Genomic DNA, 22145 nt, shown 5'->3' on the forward strand with positions numbered 1-22145 from the left:
CATGCACATCCTGTTTATCCTCAAGGATTTCAAGCCCGGCGGTGGCGTCGAGCGCGTTCAGCAACGGTTGTCCGAGCAGTTTCTCAAGGACGGCCGGCGTGTGAGTTTTTTCGTCATGAACGCAGACATGCCCGACACCCGGGACATTCAATGCTTCAGCGGTGGTGGCAGCGGCATTGCCGGCCTGTTCAAGTCCATCGTATTGCTGCGCCGGCTCATACAGCGTGAAGGCGTCACCCACCTCATTTCCGCCAAGGAACAGGCGAACCTCTGCACGTGGTTCGCCACCCTGGGCAGTGCCTGCAAGGTCATCTACAGCCGCCACGCGACACTCGATTGCAGCGAACAGAAAACCGGCCCCTCAAGCCTGCGCCTGCTCTACACCTTGTACTTGTGTGGCAGCGGCAAGGTCGTGACGGTTTCCTCGGCCCTGCGCCAGACCCTCGCCGATGCCGTGCCTTGGGGGCGGCAGCGCATCCGTTATTGCCCCAATGCCGTCGTCACCGATCAACTGTTCGAGGCCGCCCAGGCACCGCAACCCGCCGGTTTCCCCCGCAACTACTGGTTGGGCCTGGGGCGTCTGGTCGAGCCCAAAGGGTTTCACCTGCTGCTGGACGCTTATGCGCTGGCGCTACGCAGCGGAGCGCTGCCGGATCTGGTGATCGTCGGCGATGGCCCGTTGCGCGAAGCACTGGTCACTCAGGCCAATCAGTTGGGTATCGCGCAACGGGTGCACTTCAGCGGCTTCCTCAGCAATCCCTATCCCGTGCTCAGGCACGCCCGGCTGTTCATTTTGAGCTCCCTGCAAGAAGGCATGCCGACCGTGCTGATCGAGGCGTTGGCGCTGGGCACGCCGGTGCTCGCGTGCGATTGCGAGACCGGGCCCAGAGAACTGCTGGACCACGGCCGACTCGGTCAACTGGTAATCGTCAACGACGTACAGGCACTGGCCGACGGCATGCTGCGCAACCTGACCCCGCGCAATGACGTTACATCCAACGACAAGACGCTCACTGACACCCTGCGCCCTTACACCAGCCAGCACGCAGCGCAGGCGTATTACCAGGTCTGGAATCAATGAAAAAGTTACTGATCATCCTCCATGACCTCAGCGCCGGCGGCGCTGAAAAAATGATGGCGCGCCTCGCCAAAGCGCTGGTGGATGCGGGCAATGACGTGACATTGCTGATGCTCACCGGCGGCGGCATTCACGCAGCCCATCTCGACCCGCGGGTGAAAAAGGTTGAATTGCACAGCCCGCGCAGCGTCCGTGCGGTGCCGGCTCTTACGCGATTTCTGCGTGCCAATCGCTTTGACGCCCAACTGGCGGCCCTCACCCACGTCAACGTGGTGGCGATCGTCGCGGCGGCCCTGTCCGGCACGCTGGCCCGGCTGCACGTCAGCGAGCGCAATGCCTTTTCCCATGACCGGCACGTGAACCCCGACTTCATGGTGCGGATGGCTTATCGGGTGGCACCGCTGCTGTATCGGCTGATCCCCAACCCGGTGATCTGTGTATCGCGCGGTGTCGCCCAGGATCTGGTCGATACCACCCTCGCCCGGCGGCAGGACGTGACCATTGCCGACAATCCGGTGCTCGACAACGATTTCCGCGAGAAGACGCCGGGACTGCCCCGCCACCGCTGGCTGCTGGAAAAGTCCGGCACGGTGATTGTCGCCGTGGGGCGTCTGGCGCCACAAAAAGGTTTCGACACGCTGATCACAGCGTTCGCGGCACTGCCGGATCGCCGTGCCCGCCTGATCATTTTTGGCGAAGGCGCCCTCAGGGCCGCACTGCTGGAACAGGCGAAACAGCTGGGGGTGGCGGAGCGCTTCGATCTGCCGGGCTATGCCAATGATCCCCTGGCAGAAGTGGCCGCAGCGGATTGCTTCGTACTGTCGTCGCGTTTCGAGGGCAGTCCCAACGCGCTGGTCGAGGCGTTATCCACCGGCACACCGGTGGTGGCGACCCGCTGCCCTCATGGTCCGCAAGACATCCTCGTCGGCGGTCTGGTGGCGCCGCTGGTCGCTGTCGATGATCCCATCGCCCTGGCCCAGGCCATCGCCGAGCAACTGTCCATACCGCGCGATCTGCAGCGTCAGTCACGCCTCGATGCAGCCGCGCGATTCATGAGTGCCAGCGCGGTGCAGACCTACCTCAGAGCGTTGATCGGGAGCCCGTCATCATGAGCACACTGACGATCAGGTATTCGACGTTACGCGACGCCTTCACCGTGTTCGGCATCCTGTTTTACATACAGGTGATCACTTTTGTGCTCGGTCTGGGCAGTGCCGCGAGCTTTGGCGATATCAATAAGGACCTCGAAGGCAACGTCGCCAATCAGGTCTGCGGCCTCATCACCCTGCTGGTGCCGCTGTTCTTTTTTATCCGCAACAAGGTATTCCTCAGCAAGACCTTTTATCGCAGCAACTTCTTCCTGCTGGTGTTCCTGCTCTGCGTCATTGCGTCGATCGGCTGGTCCCACGACCCGATGCTCAGTCTCAAGCGGTTCATCGCCCTGCTCGGCGTGGTGTTTTTTGCCGGTTTTCTTGCCTATAACTACTCCCTTGAAAAAATCACCTTCATGCTCGGTTGCGCCATCGGCATAGCGGCATTGATCGGGTTGTTGCTCGCCGTAGTCATGCCCGAAGTGGCGTTCCTCTCCGGGGGCATTCGCGATGGCGCATTCAAAGGCGTTTTCGCCGAAAAGAATGCTGGCGCCCGGCTCAACGCGATCGCCATCGTACTGTTGCTGCCGATGATCCGGCAGCGCAATCGCTGGGCACTCTTCTGTTCATTCTTTTCGCTGGTCGCGATCCTGCTTGCCCAGTCAGCCACAGGCGTGGCGCTGATCATTTCCGGCACGATCAGCTACTGGTACTTCCTCACGATGATCCGCCTGGGCATCAATCGCTCACAGCTGCTGTTCCTCGGATGCACCCTGCTCTACCTGCTGGTCTGCCTGTTTCTGTACAGCAACTTTGCGGTACTGCTGGAAATGGCCGGTCGCGACCCGTCACTGACCGATCGCACGTTGATCTGGGAACTGCTCGCGCCTTTCATCGACAGCCAGTTTCTCAAGGGCTACGGCTTCGGCGCCTTCTGGTCCAGCCCTGATGCCGATGCGTTCATCACCCGCTGGGGTTACATCGGCAACGCCCACAGCGGCTACATGGAAACCCTGCTCAACGGCGGCCTCATCCAGTTGACGGCGCTGGCGCTGATGTTCGGTGAAGCACTGTTCAAGCAATACCGCGCCGTGACGGCGAATCAGGCAGCCCGGTTTCGCGCCAGTGCGCTGGTCATCATCGGTCTGTTCGCCATCACCAATTATGTGGCCTACGTGATTCCCAACTACCGCTCCGCCGAGTTCCTGGTGTTCTGCACGCTGGCCCTGACCTTCCGGCACCACCACGCGACCTATCCCGAATCCTCACCGGCAGCGCTGCGTCAGCGTTCGTCGGGCAGCGCACTACCGCGCGATTCCGCCAGCGCGTAACCCAAGGAGAATCACCGTGCCAAACCAAGCTCCCCGTTCAGCAGATTCAGTGTGCGTCGTCATTCCGATGTACAACGGCGCCGACAGCATCGAGCAGACACTGACGTCCCTGGCCCGGCAAACCCGACTGCCCGATCACGTGATCGTCATCGACGATGGCTCTACCGATGACGGACCCCAACGGGTCAGAGACTTCGTCGCGCCGTTTCGCCTGACGCTGTTGCAGCAAGCCAACGAAGGCCAGGCCAGCGCCCGTAATCATGGAATGCGGCACTCCGCAGAGACGTTTGTGGCGATGCTCGATGCCGATGACCAATGGCACCCGCGCAAGCTGGAATTGCAGCTGGCACTGTATGACGAACTCACCCGCCAGGGCCGGCCGGTGGGGCTGATCGACTGCTACGCGCAAGTCAATTACAGCGACGGCAGGCGCCAATTGGACGACCGGCTCAAGCACGGCAGGCATTTCTACGATTTCATCCACGCCAACGTCGTCAATGGCGTCTCGACCGCGCTGGTCAAACGTGACGTGATCATGCAACTCGGCGGCTTCGATGCCAGCCTGCGTTATTCCGAAGACCGCTTCATGTGGACCCGGATCGCCGAGCACTGGGAGATCCACACGGTGCCGGAGGTGCTGCTGGAGCGCACGGTCAATGGCGGCAACATGACCGCGAATCCGAAAAAGTACTACCAGAACAAAATCCGCTTCATCGAGGTGTACCTCGCCCGCTACGGCACGCAACTGACCCGCCAGCAGCGGATCGATTTCGAGCTGGGCAACCACACCGATTTTCTCGAAGCATTTTCCCGACGTGGCGAGCATGACCAGGTCCTCGGCGTGTACCGGCGAATGCTCGATTGCTCCTGGCAGGCCCTGATCTTCGCCAGCGGCAAACCGACCTTGCGCTACCTCTATGCCCGCGCCAGAACCTTGCGCAAGACAACGGCGTCAACCACGGCTCATTGAACCGGTATCCGCCATGGCCAACCATCGCCTGATGACATTGACCTGGATCTTCACCGAAAAATTCGGCCTGATCCTGCTGTCGATGATTACCTTTGTCGCTTACGCCAGGCTGCTGTCGCCAGCCGAACTGGGTGTGGGCACGGTGATCATTGCCATCGTCGAGCTGATCGGTCTGGTGTATTCGTCGGTGCTGGAAGACCCGCTGGTACGACTTGAGCGGCTGGAAGACAAACACATCAGCACAGCCTACTGGGCGGCGGTGCTCGTCAGTCTGGTAAGCATCGGCGTTATTTCGGGCGCCGTCATGCTGTACACCCCGGATCCGGTGCTGCAATGGATGACGGCGGTCGCCTCGCTGAAGATCCTGTTCACCATGATGGCGCGGGTCTATGTGGCGCAGATGCGCCGCAGCAGCAACTTCAGGATGCTGGCGTCGCGCACGCTGCTGGGCAAGGTGGCGGGTGGCGTCGGCGGCATTGCCGTTGCGCTTTGGGGACTGGGTGCGTGGGCGGTCATTGCCCAGGCGCTGATCATGGAGCTGGTGTCGATCATTGTGTTGATGTGTGCAGACCCGCGGCGCATCCCGTTTCACATCGACGGTCCGATCCTGCGCGAGTTGTTGAGGTCAGGCGCACCGGTGGCCATCAACGCGCTGAGCTCGCAAACCTTGCAACGCGGGGTCAACGTGGTTCTGGGCATCACCGCCGGAGCGAACGCGGTCGGCATGTTCAACATGGCGATGCGCATCATCGAACTGCCACGCACCGCCATCTACAACGGTTTGCTGAGCTATGCGCTGCCGGCGTTCTCCCGGCGCAGCGCAGAGCCCAAACGATTGATCGGGATCATTGGCGATTCAACCGCTGTCAGCGGTTTTCTGCTGACGCCGCTGTTCATCGGCATCGCACTCACGGCAAACGATCTGATCCTGCTGATCTTCGGCGGCAAATGGGCCGAAGCCATTCCTCTGCTGCAAGTGCTGGCCTGCACGGCAGCCATCGGCAACAGCGCCATGTACGCCACCACCGCACTAGTGGCGGTCAACCGCAGCCACCTCACAATCAAGGCCGAAGTGCTGACCACCGCGCTGGCCCTGGCGCTGGTCTACACCCTCGGCAATCTGTACGGCGGCATGGCCGCAGCCGGCGCTCTGTTTGCGCGAATGCTGGTCATCACGCCGCTGCAGATCCGTGGCCTCAACACGGCGGTCGGTTACAGCTGGCGCGGCTTTTTCGAAGCCAGTTACCGCAGCGTTATCGCTTCACTGGTCATGGCGGCAACCGTGCTGGTCGTGCTACCGCAGCTGGGACTACAGGGCTATCTGCACTTGATCGGCAGCATCGTGGTCGGCGTGCTGAGTTATGCCGTGGGTTACAGCGTCATGCACCCGCACTGGCCACAGGAATTCAAATCGGTTTTCACCTCCCGCTGAGTTCAGTCCCTCGAGACAGGAAGACCTCATCATGCGCAAAACCACGTTGATTACTGGCGGGGCCGGCTACATCGGCTCGCACACGGCTTTGGCCCTCATTAACGCCGGCCACAAGGTGTTGGTGCTCGACAACCTGTGCAACAGCTGTCGAGAGTGCATCCGGCGCCTTGAACAACTGACCCTGACCCGCGTCGACTTCATCAAGGGCGATATTCGCGATCCGGTGCTGCTCGACGATATCTTCAGCCGGTACGACATCGAGGCCGTGGTGCACTTTGCCAGTCTCAAATCCGTCGAGGAAAGCGTGCGCAAGCCGCTGGACTACTACGTCAACAACGTTGCCGGCACGCTTGGCCTGTGTCAGGCGATGGCCCGCAATAACGTATTCCAACTGGTATTCAGTTCTTCGGCCACGGTGTACGGAGAGCCGGAAAATACTCCGATTGCCGAAGACTTCGGCACTGGCAAACCGGTCAACCCCTACGGCCGCACCAAGCTCATGATCGAAGAGCTGCTGACGGATCTGTGCGACTCCGATCCACGCTGGAGCATCGGGTTATTGCGCTACTTCAACCCGATCGGCGCCCACGAAAGCGGAATGATCGGCGAAGACCCGAGAGGCCGCCCCAACAACCTGTTGCCGTGCCTGACCCAGGTTGCCATAGGCCGGATACCCGAACTCACGGTGTACGGCAGCGACTATCCCACCGTGGACGGGACCTGCGTGCGCGACTACATCCACGTGGTCGACCTGGCCATCGGGCATCTCAAGGCACTGCAAGTGCTGCAGCACAACAACGGGATTCACTTCTGGAACCTCGGCACGGGCGTTGGCTACAGCGTGCTGCAGATCATCCACAGTTTCGAGGACATCACCGGCATCAGCATTCCCTACCGCTTCGCCCCTCGACGTCTCGGTGACATCGCCAAATGCTGGGCCGATCCGGGCAAGGCAGGACGCGAATTGGGCTGGAGCGCACAGCGCGGCCTGGAACAAATGATCACCGATACCTGGCGCTGGCAGTCGTGCAATCCGCAGGGGTATCAATCTTCATTCAAGATTCCGGCACCCGTTGCGGTGAAGTGATGCCGATGTTCAAGGAATGTCTGCTGGCCGCGCTGTTTTCGGTTTCGCTGGCAAGCAACGCCGCGCAGGCGCCTTCTGCTGTGCCGAGTACCGGGCTCGTGTTGTGGCTGGACGCCGCCGACGCGTCGACGATGAGCCTGGATGCGCAGAACCGTCTCCAGCGCTGGAGCGACAAATCAGGCAAGGCCAATGATGCGACAGTCGATGGCGCTTCTTCGCCGCCACAACGGATGGAGAACAGCCTCAATGGCCAGGCGGTGGTGCGCTTGAGCGGTAACTCGGGATTACTGGGCCGGGCACTGCGCACGGCCAAAGGGTCTGCGACCGTACTGATCGTGTCCCGCCGGTTGCCAGAGCAGGCCGGGGTCGATCCCTGGCAACGGTTGTTCAGTTCGCGGCCGCAAGCCGCCAGCAACGATAACGTGCTGCCGAATCTCGCTGTCAGCCTGCCGCAAACCGGTGCCTATGAACCGACGGTTTCTGTCCTTGAACTGCAGGACGTGCCACTGGGACCGTATGGCGTGGGGCGCAATGCCGTCGGCAATGCCGAAAACTTTCGCGGCGACATCGCCGAAGTCCTGGTGTATGACCGCCCGCTTGCCTCGCTCGCGGAGCGCCAGCGCGTATTTCGGTACCTGGCAGACAAGTGGTCCGTGGCCATACCGGTTCAGGCCGATACCTGGACACGTGTCGGTCCCCTGGACGCTCTGCCGTCCCACATCCATACCGATCTGCCGTTGTCCGACCAGGCCAATGCCGGCCGCTGGTTGCTCAACACGACTCTGTCCGACGAGTTCGATGGCACCACCCTCGATCGCACGCGCTGGCACGTCAACAATGCTATCGGCAACGAGTCGCTGGGACGCAAGCCGGCGTTGTTCACCGAGCGCAATGCCAGCGTCAGCAACGGCCATCTGAAGATTGTCTTTCGCAAGGAAACCTTGCCACCGAAGTACGTCCAGCTCGGTTTCAAGGATTACACCTCAGCCATGGTTCGTACCCTCGAACGTGGCTTCTACGGCTATTACGAAGCCCGTGCCAAACCCATGAACTCTGCGGGTTCCAGCGCATTCTGGCTGGCGTGGACAGGGATGGCCGACAACGCCACCGAAATCGATATCTTTGAAATCGGCGGCAAGACCAAAGAAGCGGCTTCAGACCGCGCCTACAACATGAACGCCCACCTTTGGGCCACGCCACAGAGCACCGAACATATCGCCAACGGCAGCACCTGGACCAGCCCCTGGCGGCTGGCCAGTGACTTTCATGTCTACGGCTTCGACTGGCAGCCCGATACCCTGCGCTGGTACGTCGATGGCGTGCTGGTCAGGGAGTCGAAGAACAACCACTTTTTCTACCCCATGCAGATCGTCTTTGACAGTGAGGCCATGTGGAAATGGTTCGGCGTGGTCGACGATGCTGACCTGCCCTCCACGTTCGAAGTCGATTACATCCGCATGTGGCTACGCAGTCCTTGAGCAACCCTACACCGCTTTGGCCTTGAGTCGAATTTCACACGACACAGTCCTCAGTTATCGATCCGCGCTGACGAGTCTGGAGCGCCTGTACATGAACAACCGGCGACTGAACGAGCTGGACTTGTTGCGCTTCCTCGCAGCGATCGCCGTGGTGTTTTTTCACTATGCGTTTCGCGGGTATGCGAGGGGCGATATGTCTGTAATGCCCTACCCGCTGCTGGCTGACGTGGCCAAATACGGTTATCTGGGGGTCGAGCTGTTTTTCATGATCAGTGGATTCGTGATCCTGATGACGGCTTCGAGCAACAACCTCAAAGTGTTTTTCATTTCCCGCGTCATCCGCCTTTGCCCGGCATTCTGGGTGTGCTGCACGATCACTTTTCTGGTCACGCTGGCCATTGGGCAGCCAAGATTTTCGGCTGACCTTTATCAATACGTGATCAACATGACATTCCTCGGTGACGTGCTCGGTGTGCCGCCCATAGACGGGGTCTACTGGTCACTGTTCGTCGAAATAAAGTTCTACCTGATGATCGCCATTCTGTTGGCTTTCAAGAAGATAGAGAAAATAGAAACGTTCCTTGTACTTTGGCTGCTGGTTTCAGCCACAGCGGAAGTCTTTGCTTTCGAAAAGTTGCGCTCGGTATTGATCACCGACTACGCGGCCTATTTCATCGCCGGTGCGACGTTTTACATCATATGGGACAAGGGTTTTACCAAAGCGCGTATTTCCCTGCTGGCCGCTGCACAGGCATTGGCCAGCTACAACGCGATCACCTGGGCCGAGTCGATCGAACTGAAATATTCGACCGAATACGACGCCTTGATCATCTGCGGTGTCATTGCCCTGTTTTTCATGACGTTTCTTTTTATCGCGACGCACAAAACGTCAGCCATCGGGAAGTTCGACTGGACAGCATTGGGCGCCCTGACTTACCCGCTTTACCTGCTGCATCAAATGATCGGTTTCATGATCTTCAATATGGCTTATCCGGCCATCAATCCACATTTGCTGCTCTGGGGCACCATCGCGTTGATGATAGGTGCGTCCCATGTCATCCATAAAGAAATAGAAACCCCGATGGCCAGACTGATGAAAAGATCGCTTTCATCTTCCTTCAATCGTCTCAGAGTCGATTAATCGGTAGTGCAACAAGCTTTGCAAAATCGGCAGGTGAAAAAGGCGGGAGAGGTTTCGGTGAATACCGAAACCTCTCCCGCCTTTTTTGTTTGAGGCGAAGAGCGCTCGTCACATGGACGATGAGCGCTTCAAGGTCTCGCTCGGCAACTCCTTGAACATCGCCCGGTAACTGCTTGAAAAACGGCCCAAATGCCAGAACGACCAGTTCATCGCGACCTCCGCCACCGTGGTATCTGCCGGCGAGCATTTGAGCAATTCCCGCCGCGCACTGTTAAGCCGGCGCAAACGCAGCCAATGGCTCGGCGACATCCCCGTGTACGCCTTGAACGTCTGCTGCAACTGCCGCAAGGAAACCCCGGCCACCCGCGACAGTTCCAGCAGATTGAGGGTTTCTTCCGGCGAATCCGCCGCCCACTCGCCCACGCGCTTGAGGGTGATTCGCTCTTCGGCGCGACGCTGTAAACCACCGCCGTCCAGGCACACGCTCGCGTTGTCGAGGATGAACAGACAGTCCTCCAGCAACTGTTGAGTCAGTGCTTCTTTGCTTGGTTGGTCAAGGGTTTGCGACAACTTCGTGAGGGTCGAGCTTAACCAGCGACTGAACAATCCGTTCTGCGCGCCATTGAGCGGCGCCATGAACAGACCTTCCAGCCTGGCCACGTCCAGGCCGTTGCGCCGGACGAATTCCGGGCCGAACACCACGGCGATTTCCTGATAGTTCTCCGGGGTGATCCAGATGTTGCGGCTCTCTTCATTGAGCAGATAGAGCGCGTTGTCGCTGCGATCGAAACAGAACGCCAGCGACCCTTCCGGCGCGCTGAAATTCTGCTCGACCCGGGTGTTCATCTGTTCTTCGTAAACCTCCACACCCTGCAAATCCAGATAGCGGATCTGCCCGGCGAAATGCCCCGGCGACATCTGCTGGTAATGCTGAACCCAACCCGGCGTGGCGCGGATCTGTTCGGTGACATCGGCGGTGTTGAAAGCTTGAACCTGTAGCGGATTACACGTTGTCATGGGAGACCTTGCGCACTCTTTTGGTGCGCTTTGGTGCTGCTGAAAGTGGATAGATGGAACGTCAAGGCCCGCCCAAGATAGTCGTCAACGCGCCTCAGGGGAAGTCTGCGAAAGATGAAATCGCCTTCCCCCGCGTCAACAAAACCAACGACGAGGTCTTTATGAATGCCCCTTTCGATCAGCTGTTCACGTGGCTGAAAGATCACAAGATTACCGAAGTGGAATGCGTGGTCAGCGACCTGACCGGCATCGCCCGCGGCAAAATTGCACCGACCAACAAGTTCCTGCATGAGCGAGGCATGCGCCTGCCGGAAAGTGTGCTGCTGCAAACGGTAACCGGGGATTTTGTCGACGACGACATCTACTACGACCTGCTCGACCCGGCCGACATCGACATGGTCTGCAAGCCGGTGAGCGATGCGGTGTACGTGATCCCGTGGGCCATCGAGCCGACCGCCATCGTTATCCACGACACCTTCGACAAGTTCGGCAACCCGATCGAACTGTCGCCGCGCAACGTGCTAAAGAAAGTCCTGCAGCTGTACACCGACAAAGGCTGGAAGCCGATCGTGGCGCCGGAAATGGAGTTCTACCTGACCCAGCGTTGCGAAGACCCGGACTTGCCGCTCAAGGCACCGCTGGGCCGTTCCGGTCGCGCCGAAAGCGGTCGTCAGTCGTTCTCCATCGACGCCGCCAACGAATTCGATCCGCTGTTCGAAGACGTCTACGACTGGTGCGAACTGCAAGGCCTGGACCTGGACACGCTGATCCACGAAGACGGTCCGGCGCAGATGGAAATCAACTTCCGCCACGGCGACGCGCTCGATCTGGCCGACCAGATCACCGTGTTCAAACGCACCCTGCGTGAAGCCGCGCTCAAGCACAACGTGACCGCGACCTTCATGGCCAAGCCGATCGGTGACGAGCCCGGCAGCGCGATGCACCTGCATCAGAGCGTGGTCGAGATCGCCAGCGGCCAACCGATTTTCGCCAATGCCGACGGCAGCATGAGCGACCTGTTCCGTCATCACATCGGCGGCCTGCAGAAGTACATCCCGAAAGTGCTGCCGATGTTCGCGCCGAACGTGAACTCGTTCCGCCGCTTCCTGCCGGACACCTCGGCCCCGGTCAACGTCGAGTGGGGCGAAGAAAACCGTACCGTCGGCCTGCGGGTGCCGACCTCCGGGCCTGAGGCGATGCGGGTTGAAAACCGTCTGCCCGGCGCCGACGCCAACCCGTACCTGGCCATCGCGGCGAGCCTGCTGTGCGGCTACATCGGCATGGTCGAAGGCATCGAACCGAGCGCCGCCGTCGAAGGCCGGGCTTACGAGCGCCGCAACCTGCGCCTGCCGATCACCATCGAAGAAGCCCTGACCCAGATGGAAGAGTGCGACACCGTCGCGCAATACCTGGGCAGCAAGTTCGTGCGCGGCTACGTCGCGGTGAAACGCGCCGAGCATGAAAACTTCAAGCGCGTGATCAGTTCCTGGGAGCGGGAGTTCCTGTTGCTGAGCGTCTGATTAAAACAACAAAAACCAACCCACGATCGTTCCCACGTCGAGGCGTCGAACCGTCCGCGTGGGAATGCAGCCCGTGACGCTCCGCGTCACAAAGCGGACGCAGAGCGTCCATTGAGGCATTCCCACGCGGAGCGTGGGAACGATCAGCAAGAGTCGCCTGAAAAATCCAATAATTCGAAGAGGTGTCGATATGCGTCTGTTGAAATCCATGATCCCCGCCGCGCTGGCCCTGGCGTGCAGTGCCGGTGCTCTCGCCCAACCCCAGGTCAGCGTCTACAACTGGACCGATTACATTGGCGAAACCACCCTCGCCGACTTCCAGTCCTCCAGCGGGATCAAGGTGATCTACGACGTCTTCGACTCCAACGAAACCCTTGAAGGCAAACTGCTCGCCGGTCGCACCGGTTACGACGTGGTTGTACCGTCCAACCACTTTCTCGCCCGTCAGGTAAAGGCTGGCGCCTTCCTCAAACTGGACCGCTCGCAGCTGCCGAACTGGAAAAACCTCGACCCGAAACTGCTGGCCCTGCTTGAGAAAAACGACCCGGGCAACGAGCATTCGGTGCCGTACCTGTGGGGCACCAACGGCATCGGTTACAACGTCGACAAGGTCAAGCAAGTGCTGGGCATCGATCACATCGATTCCTGGGCCGTGCTGTTCGAACCGGAAAACCTGAAAAAACTCACCCAGTGCGGTGTGTCGATGATGGACTCGGCCGATGAGGTGTTCCCGGCGATCCTCAACTACATGGGCATGGACCCGCGCAGCGAGAAACCCGAGGACTACAAGAAGGCCGAAGAGAAACTCCTGAGCATCCGGCCGTACATCACCTATTTCCACTCCTCGAAATACGTGTCCGACCTGGCCAACGGCGACATCTGCGTGGCCTTCGGTTATTCCGGCGACGTGTTCCAGGCTGCCAACCGTGCCAAGGAAGCCAAGAACGGCGTGAACATCGCCTACTCGATTCCCAAGGAAGGCGCGAACCTGTGGTTCGACCTGCTGGCGATTCCCGCCGACGCCGGCAATACCAAGGAAGCCCACGCCTTCATCAATTACCTGCTCGATCCGCAAGTGATCGCCAAGGTCAGCGCCTCGGTGGGTTACGCCAACCCGAACCCGGCGGCCAAGCAATACATGGATCCGGAGCTGGTCAACAATCCCGAGGTCTATCCGTCCCAGGAAGTCCTCGACAAGCTCTACATCTCCTCTACCCCGCCCCAGTCGATCATGCGTCTGATGACCCGGTCCTGGAGCAAAGTGAAGTCGAACAAATGAATCAGTACACCCAGGAACACGCCCTCTCCTATTACGCCGCGTCGGCCCGGGCCAGCACACCTTATCCCGAACTGGCGGGCGACCTGATCGCCGATGTCTGCGTGATCGGCGGCGGGTTCACCGGCGTCAACACCGCCATTGAACTGGCACAGCGCGGGCTCTCGGTGATTCTGCTCGAAGCCCGGCGCATTGGCTGGGGCGCCAGCGGGCGCAATGGCGGGCAGTTGATTCGCGGCATCGGCCATGACGTCGAAGGCTTCGCCCGGCATGTCGGCAGTGAAGGCGTGCGCTACCTGCACCGGGCCGGGATCGATTCGGTGGAGCTGGTGCGCCAGCGCATCACCGACAACGCCATCGAGTGCGACCTGCGCTGGGGCTTCTGCGAGCTGGCCAACACCCCGGCGCAGTTCGACGCCTTCAAGACCGAGCAGGAAAGCCTGGCGCAGTTGGGTTACCGCCATGAAACGCGGCTGGTCGCCCCTGAGCTGATTCGTCAGCAAGTGGTGAACGCGGGTGTCTACAAGGGCGGCCTGATCGACATGGGCTCGGGCCACTTGCATCCGCTGGATCTGGTGCAGGGCGAAGCGCGGCTGGCAGCCTCCCTCGGGGTGCGTATTTTCGAACAGAGCCCGGTGCTGGAAATCGTCCACGGCCCGACCGTTCAGGTGCGCACCCAGAGCGGCACCGTGCGCGCCGGCAGTCTGGTGCTCGGCTGCAACGCGCACCTGGACGAACTCGAACAGCAACTCAGCGGCAAGGTCCTGCCCGCCGGCAGTTACATCATCGCCACCGAACCGCTGTCGGCGGAACGCGCCGCCGAACTGATTCCGCAAAATCTGGCGCTGTGCGACCAGAAAGTCGGCCTCGATTACTACCGGCTCTCAGCGGACCGACGCTTGCTGTTCGGCGGCGCCTGCCATTATTCGGGGCGGGATCCGGCAGACATCGCCGCCTACATGCGACCGAAGATGCTCAAGGTGTTCCCGCAACTGGCGGATGTGCGCATCGACTATCAGTGGGGTGGCAAGATCGGCATCACCGCCAACCGCTTCCCGCAGGTCGGTCGACTGAAGCAGCACCCGAACGTGTTCTACGCCCAGGGCTATTCCGGCCACGGCCTGAACGTCACGCACTGGTGCGCCAAGCTGCTGGGCGAGGCGATTCATGCCGGTCACAGTCAGGGCATGGACGTGTTCAGCAACGTGCCGCACATGACCTTCCCCGGCGGCCCGGCGCTGCGTTCGCCACTGCTGGCACTGGGCATGTTCTGGTATCGCCTGCGGGAAGTGCTGGGATGACGCGTCGCGGTTAATGCGTCCTGCACATTTGCTCTATCGCGAAGCACTTCTATATTGATGAAGTGCTTTTGCGTTCCTGACGCTCAGTGCCCAACACACCCTGGAGGTCATGGATGGAGTCGTCAGCCGCCGATCAACCGCGAGCGCCCGGCCAGGCGCCGGTCAAGACCCGGCGTTTCAGCATCTCGCTGGTGTGGATCGTGCCGATCATTGCGGTGCTGGTGGGCATCTCGCTGGTGGTGCACAACCTGATGCAGGAAGGCCCCAGCATCGTCGTCACCTTCAAGACCGGCAGCGGCCTGACCGCCAACAAGACCGAAGTCAAATACCGCAACGTGGTCATCGGCCAGGTCACGGACGTCGAGCTGAGCGACGACCAGAAAAGCGTCAACGCCACGATCAAACTGGCCAAGCAGGCCGAAACCTTTACCCGCGAAGACTCGCAGTTCTGGGTCGTCCGTCCGCGCATCGGTGCGGGCGGTGTCTCGGGCATCGACACGTTGCTGTCCGGCGACTACATCGGCGCCGATATCGGTCAGTCCAACTCGCGCGCCAAGCACTTCAAAGGTCTGGAGAACCCGCCGCCGATCACCTACGGCGAGCCGGGCAAACGCTTCAATCTGCACGCCTCGGACCTCGGTTCACTGGATATCGGTTCGCCGGTCTATTACCGCAAGATCCCGGTCGGCCAGGTGGTGGCCTACGCGCTGGACGCCGATGGCAAAGGGGTGAACATCGAGGTGTTCATCCATGCGCCAAACGACGCCTACGTCACCGAAAACACCCGGTTCTGGAACGCCAGCGGCATTGACGTAAACGTCGGTGCCAACGGTTTTGCGGTGAAAACCGAATCGTTGTCGACCTTGCTGGTCGGCGGCATCGCCTTCCGCGCGCCGGAGTACAGCCCCAACGACGTTGCCGCCGCCGAAGAAAGGACTTACGACCTGTTTGAGGACCAGCAAACCGCCCTCGCCCCGCCCAACGGCAAGGCGCAGTACCTGAGCCTGCGTTTCGATCAGGCGTTGCGCGGGCTGAAAGTCGATGCGCCGGTGGAATTCCTCGGCATGGAAATCGGCCGGGTGGTCAGCGTCAACCTGGACTTCGATGCGAAAAAACGCAGCTTCCCGCTCAACGTCGGGATCGTGATCTACCCGGCACGTCTCGGCCAGGCCCACGTGAAGATGCTCAAGGTGCTCAATCACAATCCGGAGGACGAAGCCGCCGCCGTGCGCCTGATCGGCACCTTTATCGACAACGGCCTGCGCGCCCAGGCCCGCAGCGGCAACCTGCTGACCGGCCAGTTGTACATCGCGCTGGACTTCTACCCGAAAGCCGAGAAAGTCGCGTTTGATCCAACGGCTCGCCCGATCAGTATTCCAACGATTCCCGGCAGCCTCGAACAGTTGCAGGAAAAACTCGAAGCGATGATCGACAAGCTCAACAAGCTGCCGGTGGAACGGATTGCCGGCAACCTCGACAGCAACCTCGTGGAATTGCGCAAAGGCCTGACCCAGTTCAACGCCAAGACCCTGCCCGGCGTGCAGAACACCCTCGCCGACGTGAGCAAGACCCTGCAATCGGCCAGTTCGACCCTGGCCGAAGACTCGCCGCAACGCGAACAACTGACCGAGACCCTCGACGAACTCGGGCGCATGTCCCGTTCGTTGCGTGAGCTGTCCGATTATCTGGGCCGGCATCCGGAATCGTTGATTCGCGGCCGCCCCGACAACGCCGCGCCGCTGGACCTCAAAGGGCCGCCGCGCAATTGAGCACAGGAGCTGTCCCATGGCTTTAAAGCTGAAGTTCACCGTGCTCGCGATCGGCCTGCTGCTGGGCGCCTGCAAAAGCGCCCCGATCAGCTTTCACACCCTGACGCCGACGCAACCGATGGCCGGCCGCGCCGGTTCGGAAATCGCCATCGAGGGCATCAGCGTGCCGCCGCAGGTTGATCGGCCACAGATCGTCATCCGCCAGGGCAACAGCGGCCTGGCGATCCTCGAGACCGAATGGTGGGGCGCGAGCCTCAGTGATGAATTGCGCAGCGCACTGGTGGATCAACTGAGTAATGCCGGCGGCCCGCGTAAAACCTCGGTGCGCATCGATGTGCAACGCTTCGATTCGATTCCCGGGCAATACGGGCTGATCGACGTCAAATGGCGCCTGCGCCAGGCCAACACCGGGGACGACGCCCTGATCGCCTGCCGTTCGCTGCTGCAAACCCCGTCCGGGCCGACCATCGACGATCTGGTGGTCGCCCAGCAGAACAACGTCAAGCGCCTGGCTGCGTTGATCAGTCAGGCCGCCACCGGCTCACGCGGCTGCCCACCCTCCTCCTGATCCCTCCTCCAGTCGGCATGACGTACGGCCGCCGTGCAAGCGGCCAGACGCTGCTAATCTGAATGGCAATGACATTTATTAACGATTTCTTTGACGTATTTTTCTCGTTTGCCACCCTACATTGCCGCGACTCTATTTTTGCAAAGCATTCGCATTTGAATCCCCTGCGGGTGCTCGCAAACCATAACGTCTAAAAACAGGAGCTGCCCCGCCATGAGTCCATCCGTTCCGTCCTTTCTGAAACAGGCCGCGCTGGCGACTGCGCTGCTCGCTGCCGGGCAGGCGTTTGCCGCCGATTCCGTCGGTCTGGTGGTCTACAACGCCCAGCACGAAACCCTGACCAAGGCCTGGGTCGCCGGTTTCACCGAGGAAACCGGGATTCCGGTCACGGTGCGCAACGGCGATGACACGGAAATGGGCAATCAGATCGTGCAGGAAGGCGCGGCATCGCCAGCGGATGTGTTCCTGACAGAAAACTCCCCGGCCATGGTGCTGGTGGACAACGCCAAGCTGTTCGCGCCCGTGGCTCCGGCGACACTTGAGCAAGTCGACGCTGCGTATCGCCCGGCCCACGGCCAATGGGTCGGTATCGCCGCGCGCTCCACGGTGTTCGTCTATAACCCGTCCAAGTTGCCGGAAAAAGACCTGCCCAAATCCCTGATGGATCTGGCGAGCCCAGCCTGGAAAGGTCGCTGGGCCGCGTCGCCTGCCGGTGCGGATTTCCAGGCCATCGTCGCCGCCGTGCTGGAGCAGAAAGGCGAAGCCGCCACCCTCGAATGGCTCAAGGGCATGAAAGCCAATTTCACCGCTTACCGTGGCAACAGCTCGGTGCTCAAAGCAGTGAACGCCGGGCAAGTCGACAGCGGCGTGATCTACCACTACTACGCGTTCGTCGATCAGGCCAAGACCGGTGAAAACAGCAAGAACACCGCCCTGCACTACTTCAAGCATCAGGATCCGGGCGCGTTCGTGAGCATTTCCGGCGGTGGCGTGCTGGCCTCCAGCAAACATCAGGAGGACGCGCAGAAATTCCTCCAGTACATCACCGGCAAGCAAGGCCAGGAAGTGCTGCGCACCGGCAAATCCTTTGAATACGCGGTGGGCAAGGACGCTGCTTCCAACCCCAAACTGGTGCCGTTGAAGGATCTGGACGCGCCGAAAGTCGATGCATCGAAGCTCGACAGCAAGAAAGCCGTCGAACTGATGACCCAGGCAGGACTGCTGTAATTGATGCCTGAACCGCTGCCTGCGGAGATCGCTGCGGCGCCCTCCGCCCATTTGTCACGCCGGACCCGCGCCCTCAATGGGCGCGGGAGTCCGTGGGTGGTCGTGCTGGCCATCGGGGTTTCGCTGCTGTCGTTGGTGCCGATCGGCTTCGTGATCGGCGTGTCGTGGTACACCGGCTGGGCGACCATCGAAGCCTTGGTCTTCCGCCCTCGGGTCGCCGAACTGCTGATCAATACCGTGCTGCTGGTGTTGATCACGCTGCCGATCTGCATCGTGCTCGGCACCACCCTGGCGTGGCTGACCGAGCGCACCGACCTGCCGGGGCGAAGGTTGTGGTCATTGCTGGCGGTCGCGCCGCTGGCAGTGCCGGCGTTCGTGCACAGTTACGCGTGGGTCAGTCTGATTCCGTCGATCAATGGATTGCCGGCCGGGGTGCTGGTATCGGTGATCGCCTATTTTCCGTTCCTCTATCTGCCGATTGCGGCGACGTTGCGTCGTCTCGATCCGGCGATTGAAGACGTCGCCGAATCCCTCGGCCTCAAGCCATGGGCGGTGTTTTTCCGGGTGGTGTTGCCGCAACTGCGCCTGGCGATCTGCGGCGGTGCGTTGCTGGTCGGCCTGCATTTGCTGGCCGAGTATGGCCTGTACGCGATGATCCGTTTCGACACCTTTACCACGGCGATTTTCGACCAGTTCAAATCGACCTTCAACGGCCCCGCCGCCAACATGCTCGCCAGCGTTCTGGCGCTGTGTTGCCTGGCGATGCTGGTGGTGGAATCCGGCGCCCGTGGTCATGCGCGGTACGCCCGCGTCGGCTCCGGCAGCGCTCGTGAGCAACGCACCGTGCGCCTGCAACGACGCACCGCCGCGCTGGGTTTATGCCTGCAAGGCCTGACCTGCCTGCTGGCCCTCGGCGTGCCGTTGCTGACCCTCGGCAAATGGCTGATCGCCGGTGGCGCCGAAGTCTGGCAAGGCAATGAACTGCTGCCGGCGTTGCTGCAAACACTGTCGTTCGGCGTGGCCGGCGCACTGTTGACCAGCCTCGCGGCGATCCCGATTGCCTGGCTGTCGATCCGCGCCCCCGGCAAGCTGCAACGCCTGCTCGAAGGCTGCAACTACATCACCAGCGCTTTGCCGGGAATCGTGGTTGCCCTTGCGCTGGTCACCGTGACCATCCACTTCGCCCGACCGATCTACCAGACCACGATCACCGTGCTGCTGGCCTACCTGCTGATGTTTCTGCCCCGGGCGCTGGTCAGCCTGCGCGCCGGGTTTGCACAGGCGCCGGTGGAGCTGGAGAACATCGCACAAAGCCTCGGTCGCTCGCCGTTGCGCGCCCTGTGGCTGATCACCTTGCGTCTGGCGGCGCCCGGTGCGGCGGCGGGCGCGGCGCTGGTGTTTCTGGCGATTACCAATGAACTGACCGCGACCCTGCTGCTCGCGCCCAACGGCACGCGCACCCTGGCCACCGGTTTCTGGGCCATGACCAGCGAAATCGACTATGCCGCCGCAGCGCCTTATGCACTGCTGATGGTGCTGCTGTCGCTGCCGCTCACGGCCATCCTCTATCACCAATCCAGGCGCAGTGCCGGCCGATGAACGCTCTCGACATCATTTCCTTAAGCAAATCCTTTGGCGCGCAAACGGCACTGGACAACATCTGCCTGTCCGTTCCGACCGGCAGCCGCACGGTGATCGTCGGTCCGTCCGGCTCCGGCAAGACCACCCTGTTGCGGATGATTGCCGGGTTCGAATTCCCCGACGCCGGCAGCCTGACGCTCAACGGCCAGACCCTGGTCGACAGCACCCACGCCGTGCCCGCGTATCAACGGCAGATCGGTTACGTGCCGCAGGACGGCGCGCTGTTCCCGCACATGACCGTGGCCGACAACATCGGCTTCGGGCTGGCGGAAACCGGCAGTACCCGAACCGAGCGCATTCAGGCGCTGATGGACAGCGTCGCCCTGAACGCCGACATGGCCGCGCGCTGGCCCCACGAACTGTCCGGCGGTCAACAGCAGCGAGTGTCACTCGCCCGGGCACTGGCCCAGCGGCCGCGCCTGATGCTGCTCGACGAGCCCTTTTCCGCCCTCGACACCGGCCTGCGCGGCGCCATGCGCAAAATGGTCGCGCGCCTGCTGGAAGATGCCGGCGTGACCACGATTCTGGTGACCCACGATCAGGGCGAAGCACTGTCGTTCGCCGACCAGTTGGCCGTCATGCGTGATGGGCGGCTGGTGCAGTCGGGGCATCCGATGGACCTCTATCGCTACCCAGACGACGAACAGACCGCGCGTTTTCTCGGCGAAGCCGTGGTCATGCCCGCCCGGATCGAAGCCGGTTGGGCCCATTGCGATCTGGGTCGGGTGGCGGTCAACACCAACGGTTTTTCCGGCGCCGCGCAGATCATGCTGCGGCCCGAACAGCTGCAACTGTCGGACATCCCCGCCGATCCGGACGGCTGTCACGCAGTGGTCACTGATCGGGACTTTGGCGGTAACGTCTGCACCCTGACGGTGGAACTTCGCTCCCAGGCCAGCCCCGGGCGCTCACTGCTGGTGCGCAGCTCCGGCATGCACGCGCCACCCGCCGGCAGCGCTGTGCAGTTGTCCATTCTGGGAGCGGCCCACGTCTTTGCAACACCCTGACTACAGGTCGAAGCGATCCACCGCGAGGCGCCGCTCGTTGTCGTCCCGCACGTCATAGTTGGCGGTCGTCTGGATATTGCTGTGATGGGCCAGCTTCTGGGCGATCGACAGGTCGTGCTCTTCGATCACCCGGGTGATGAACGAGCGCCGGAAATCATGGGGCATGATCTTCACCCCGACCTGAGTACCGCGCTGGCGGGCGATGTAATAGATCGCATGCTTGGTGATACGCTCGCGGGTGATGTGGCTGCCACGGCGAATACGGTTGAACAGAAACGCGTCGTCGCTTTCGCCTTCCTTGAGTTCCGAGCGACGGAACTCCAGCCACGCATTCAGTTTGGCGAACGCCCAGGCCGGCGCGTACTTGATCAGTTGTTTGTTGCCCTTGGCGGTGACGCACAGACTGCGTTCGGTGAAGTCCACCTGATTCAGGTCCAGATCCACCGACTCCGACTTGCGCATGCCGGTGCCGTACAACAGCGCAATCACCGCCGCATCGCGCAAACCTTGTGGTCGCGGATCGGCCGCGCAAACTTCCATCAATTCATGAATCAGCGTGCGCTTCAGATTGCGCCCCTGAGACAGTCGCGTGCCGGCAATGCCTTTGACCGAGCGCATCTTCAACAGATGGTCCTGGCTGATAAGGCTCATGCGCCACGCTTCATTCATCACACCGCGAATCGCGTTTACATACAGCGAAGAAGTGTTCGGTGCGTAATTGTCGGCGCGCAATGCAGCGACTAACGCAACGACGTCATCCGGTTGCAGCCCGTGCCAGGGAATGTCCTCAAGGTTCACGTCTTCAAAACCGAGACGGTCGGCAGCGTCCTGCAACACGTAACGCATGGTCAGTTGGCTGGAGGGCGCCAGGCGCGCCAGATAAACAGTCAGCGGATTGCTGTTGGAGGGTGAGGATTCAGTACTCGACAAGTCAATCAAACGAAACGGCCTTGAATAAGAAACAGTTCAACAAAACAACTAAAAACGGCAACAAAACTTAAATAAGACGGGGCACTTCTGTAGGACTTTTCTACTAAAAACGCCGATGAACGGAAGAAGTCTGAACGGTGGCTGTATAAGTTTCAGATAGACGAATCACCAACCGCTTTTTCATGTTCCTTTCACAAAAACGCGCATAACCTTAAATGCATCCGGTGGGCCCCGAATGGCTCACAACGTGCCGTCCGGGGACGCAAAAGTCAATCAGGCAT

The 22145-nt window shown here is 60.9% G+C and carries 18 protein-coding genes; 16 read left to right on the top strand and 2 right to left on the bottom strand.

The window, feature by feature from the left end; genetic code table 11:
• The first annotated feature begins 1 nt into the window (after position 1).
• The 8 genes from ABTV87_RS14980 (at position 2) to ABTV87_RS15015 (ending at position 9608) form a co-directional block, all read left to right on the top strand.
• The gene (locus ABTV87_RS14980; protein WP_433897822.1) at positions 2–1081 is read left to right on the top strand and encodes a glycosyltransferase; all 1080 of its coding nucleotides are present in this window, start codon (positions 2–4) and stop codon (positions 1079–1081) included.
• A complete protein-coding gene (locus ABTV87_RS14985) occupies positions 1078–2190 on the top strand; it encodes a glycosyltransferase (protein ID WP_433897823.1) in 1113 nt (370 codons plus the stop codon). Before ABTV87_RS14980 ends, ABTV87_RS14985 begins: the two co-directional genes overlap by 4 nt.
• Positions 2187–3500, top strand: coding sequence for an O-antigen ligase family protein (locus ABTV87_RS14990; RefSeq protein WP_433897824.1), 1314 nt, complete (start codon positions 2187–2189; stop codon positions 3498–3500). The genes ABTV87_RS14985 and ABTV87_RS14990 overlap by 4 nt, the downstream gene beginning before the upstream one ends.
• Positions 3501–3516: 16 nt before the next feature.
• Positions 3517–4470: a glycosyltransferase family 2 protein gene (locus tag ABTV87_RS14995; protein ID WP_433897825.1), complete on the top strand. Its 954-nt coding sequence runs from the start codon at positions 3517–3519 to the stop codon at positions 4468–4470.
• Between the two features lie 13 nt (positions 4471–4483).
• A complete protein-coding gene (locus ABTV87_RS15000; protein ID WP_433897826.1) occupies positions 4484–5902 on the top strand; it encodes an oligosaccharide flippase family protein in 1419 nt (472 codons plus the stop codon).
• Between the two features lie 31 nt (positions 5903–5933).
• On the top strand, positions 5934–6989 hold the full coding sequence (gene galE, locus ABTV87_RS15005; RefSeq protein WP_433897827.1) for a UDP-glucose 4-epimerase GalE: 1056 nt from the start codon (positions 5934–5936) through the stop codon (positions 6987–6989).
• Entirely contained in the window at positions 6989–8467 is a 1479-nt protein-coding gene (locus ABTV87_RS15010; protein ID WP_433897828.1) for a family 16 glycosylhydrolase, read from the top strand. Before galE ends, ABTV87_RS15010 begins: the two co-directional genes overlap by 1 nt.
• 91 nt (positions 8468–8558) lie before the next feature.
• Positions 8559–9608 (top strand): acyltransferase family protein, encoded by a 1050-nt coding sequence (locus ABTV87_RS15015; RefSeq protein ID WP_085603513.1) that lies wholly within the window; start codon positions 8559–8561, stop codon positions 9606–9608.
• 108 nt (positions 9609–9716) lie between these two features.
• Here ABTV87_RS15015 and ABTV87_RS15020 read toward each other — a convergent pair whose 3' ends face one another.
• Positions 9717–10625, bottom strand: a complete 909-nt coding sequence (locus ABTV87_RS15020) for a helix-turn-helix domain-containing protein (protein WP_433897829.1) — start codon at positions 10623–10625, stop codon at positions 9717–9719.
• A 161-nt stretch (positions 10626–10786) separates the two neighbouring features.
• Here ABTV87_RS15020 and ABTV87_RS15025 point away from each other — a divergent pair, with 161 nt between their 5' ends.
• The 8 genes from ABTV87_RS15025 to ABTV87_RS15060 all read left to right on the top strand — a co-directional run bounded on the left by ABTV87_RS15025 (position 10787) and on the right by ABTV87_RS15060 (position 20934).
• Positions 10787–12145 carry a glutamine synthetase family protein gene (locus ABTV87_RS15025; RefSeq protein ID WP_007951306.1) on the top strand — a complete coding sequence of 453 codons (1359 nt, stop codon included), beginning with the start codon at positions 10787–10789 and terminating at the stop codon, positions 12143–12145.
• Between the two features lie 190 nt (positions 12146–12335).
• Positions 12336–13424: a polyamine ABC transporter substrate-binding protein gene (locus tag ABTV87_RS15030; RefSeq protein WP_007951305.1), complete on the top strand. Its 1089-nt coding sequence runs from the start codon at positions 12336–12338 to the stop codon at positions 13422–13424.
• On the top strand, positions 13421–14722 hold the full coding sequence (locus ABTV87_RS15035) for an NAD(P)/FAD-dependent oxidoreductase (RefSeq protein ID WP_433897830.1): 1302 nt from the start codon (positions 13421–13423) through the stop codon (positions 14720–14722). Before ABTV87_RS15030 ends, ABTV87_RS15035 begins: the two co-directional genes overlap by 4 nt.
• Positions 14723–14835: 113 nt before the next feature.
• Entirely contained in the window at positions 14836–16491 is a 1656-nt protein-coding gene (locus tag ABTV87_RS15040) for an intermembrane transport protein PqiB (RefSeq protein ID WP_007951303.1), read from the top strand.
• A 16-nt stretch (positions 16492–16507) separates the two neighbouring features.
• Positions 16508–17059 carry a PqiC family protein gene (locus ABTV87_RS15045; protein ID WP_433897831.1) on the top strand — a complete coding sequence of 184 codons (552 nt, stop codon included), beginning with the start codon at positions 16508–16510 and terminating at the stop codon, positions 17057–17059.
• A gap of 213 nt (positions 17060–17272) precedes the next feature.
• The gene (locus tag ABTV87_RS15050) at positions 17273–18286 is read left to right on the top strand and encodes an iron ABC transporter substrate-binding protein (RefSeq protein WP_207982804.1); all 1014 of its coding nucleotides are present in this window, start codon (positions 17273–17275) and stop codon (positions 18284–18286) included.
• A gap of 3 nt (positions 18287–18289) precedes the next feature.
• Positions 18290–19885, top strand: a complete 1596-nt coding sequence (locus tag ABTV87_RS15055; RefSeq protein ID WP_433897832.1) for an ABC transporter permease — start codon at positions 18290–18292, stop codon at positions 19883–19885.
• Complete coding sequence (locus ABTV87_RS15060; RefSeq protein ID WP_221534929.1) at positions 19882–20934, top strand: ABC transporter ATP-binding protein; 1053 nt, start codon at positions 19882–19884, stop codon at positions 20932–20934. The genes ABTV87_RS15055 and ABTV87_RS15060 overlap by 4 nt, the downstream gene beginning before the upstream one ends.
• Here ABTV87_RS15060 and ABTV87_RS15065 read toward each other — a convergent pair whose 3' ends face one another.
• Entirely contained in the window at positions 20935–21780 is an 846-nt protein-coding gene (locus tag ABTV87_RS15065; RefSeq protein ID WP_260404351.1) for a site-specific integrase, read from the bottom strand.
• Positions 21781–22145 lie beyond the last annotated feature (365 nt).

The organism is Pseudomonas sp. PSE1(2024), assembly GCF_050990555.1.
GTDB classification, from domain to species: Bacteria; Pseudomonadota; Gammaproteobacteria; order Pseudomonadales; family Pseudomonadaceae; genus Aquipseudomonas; species Aquipseudomonas aphyarum.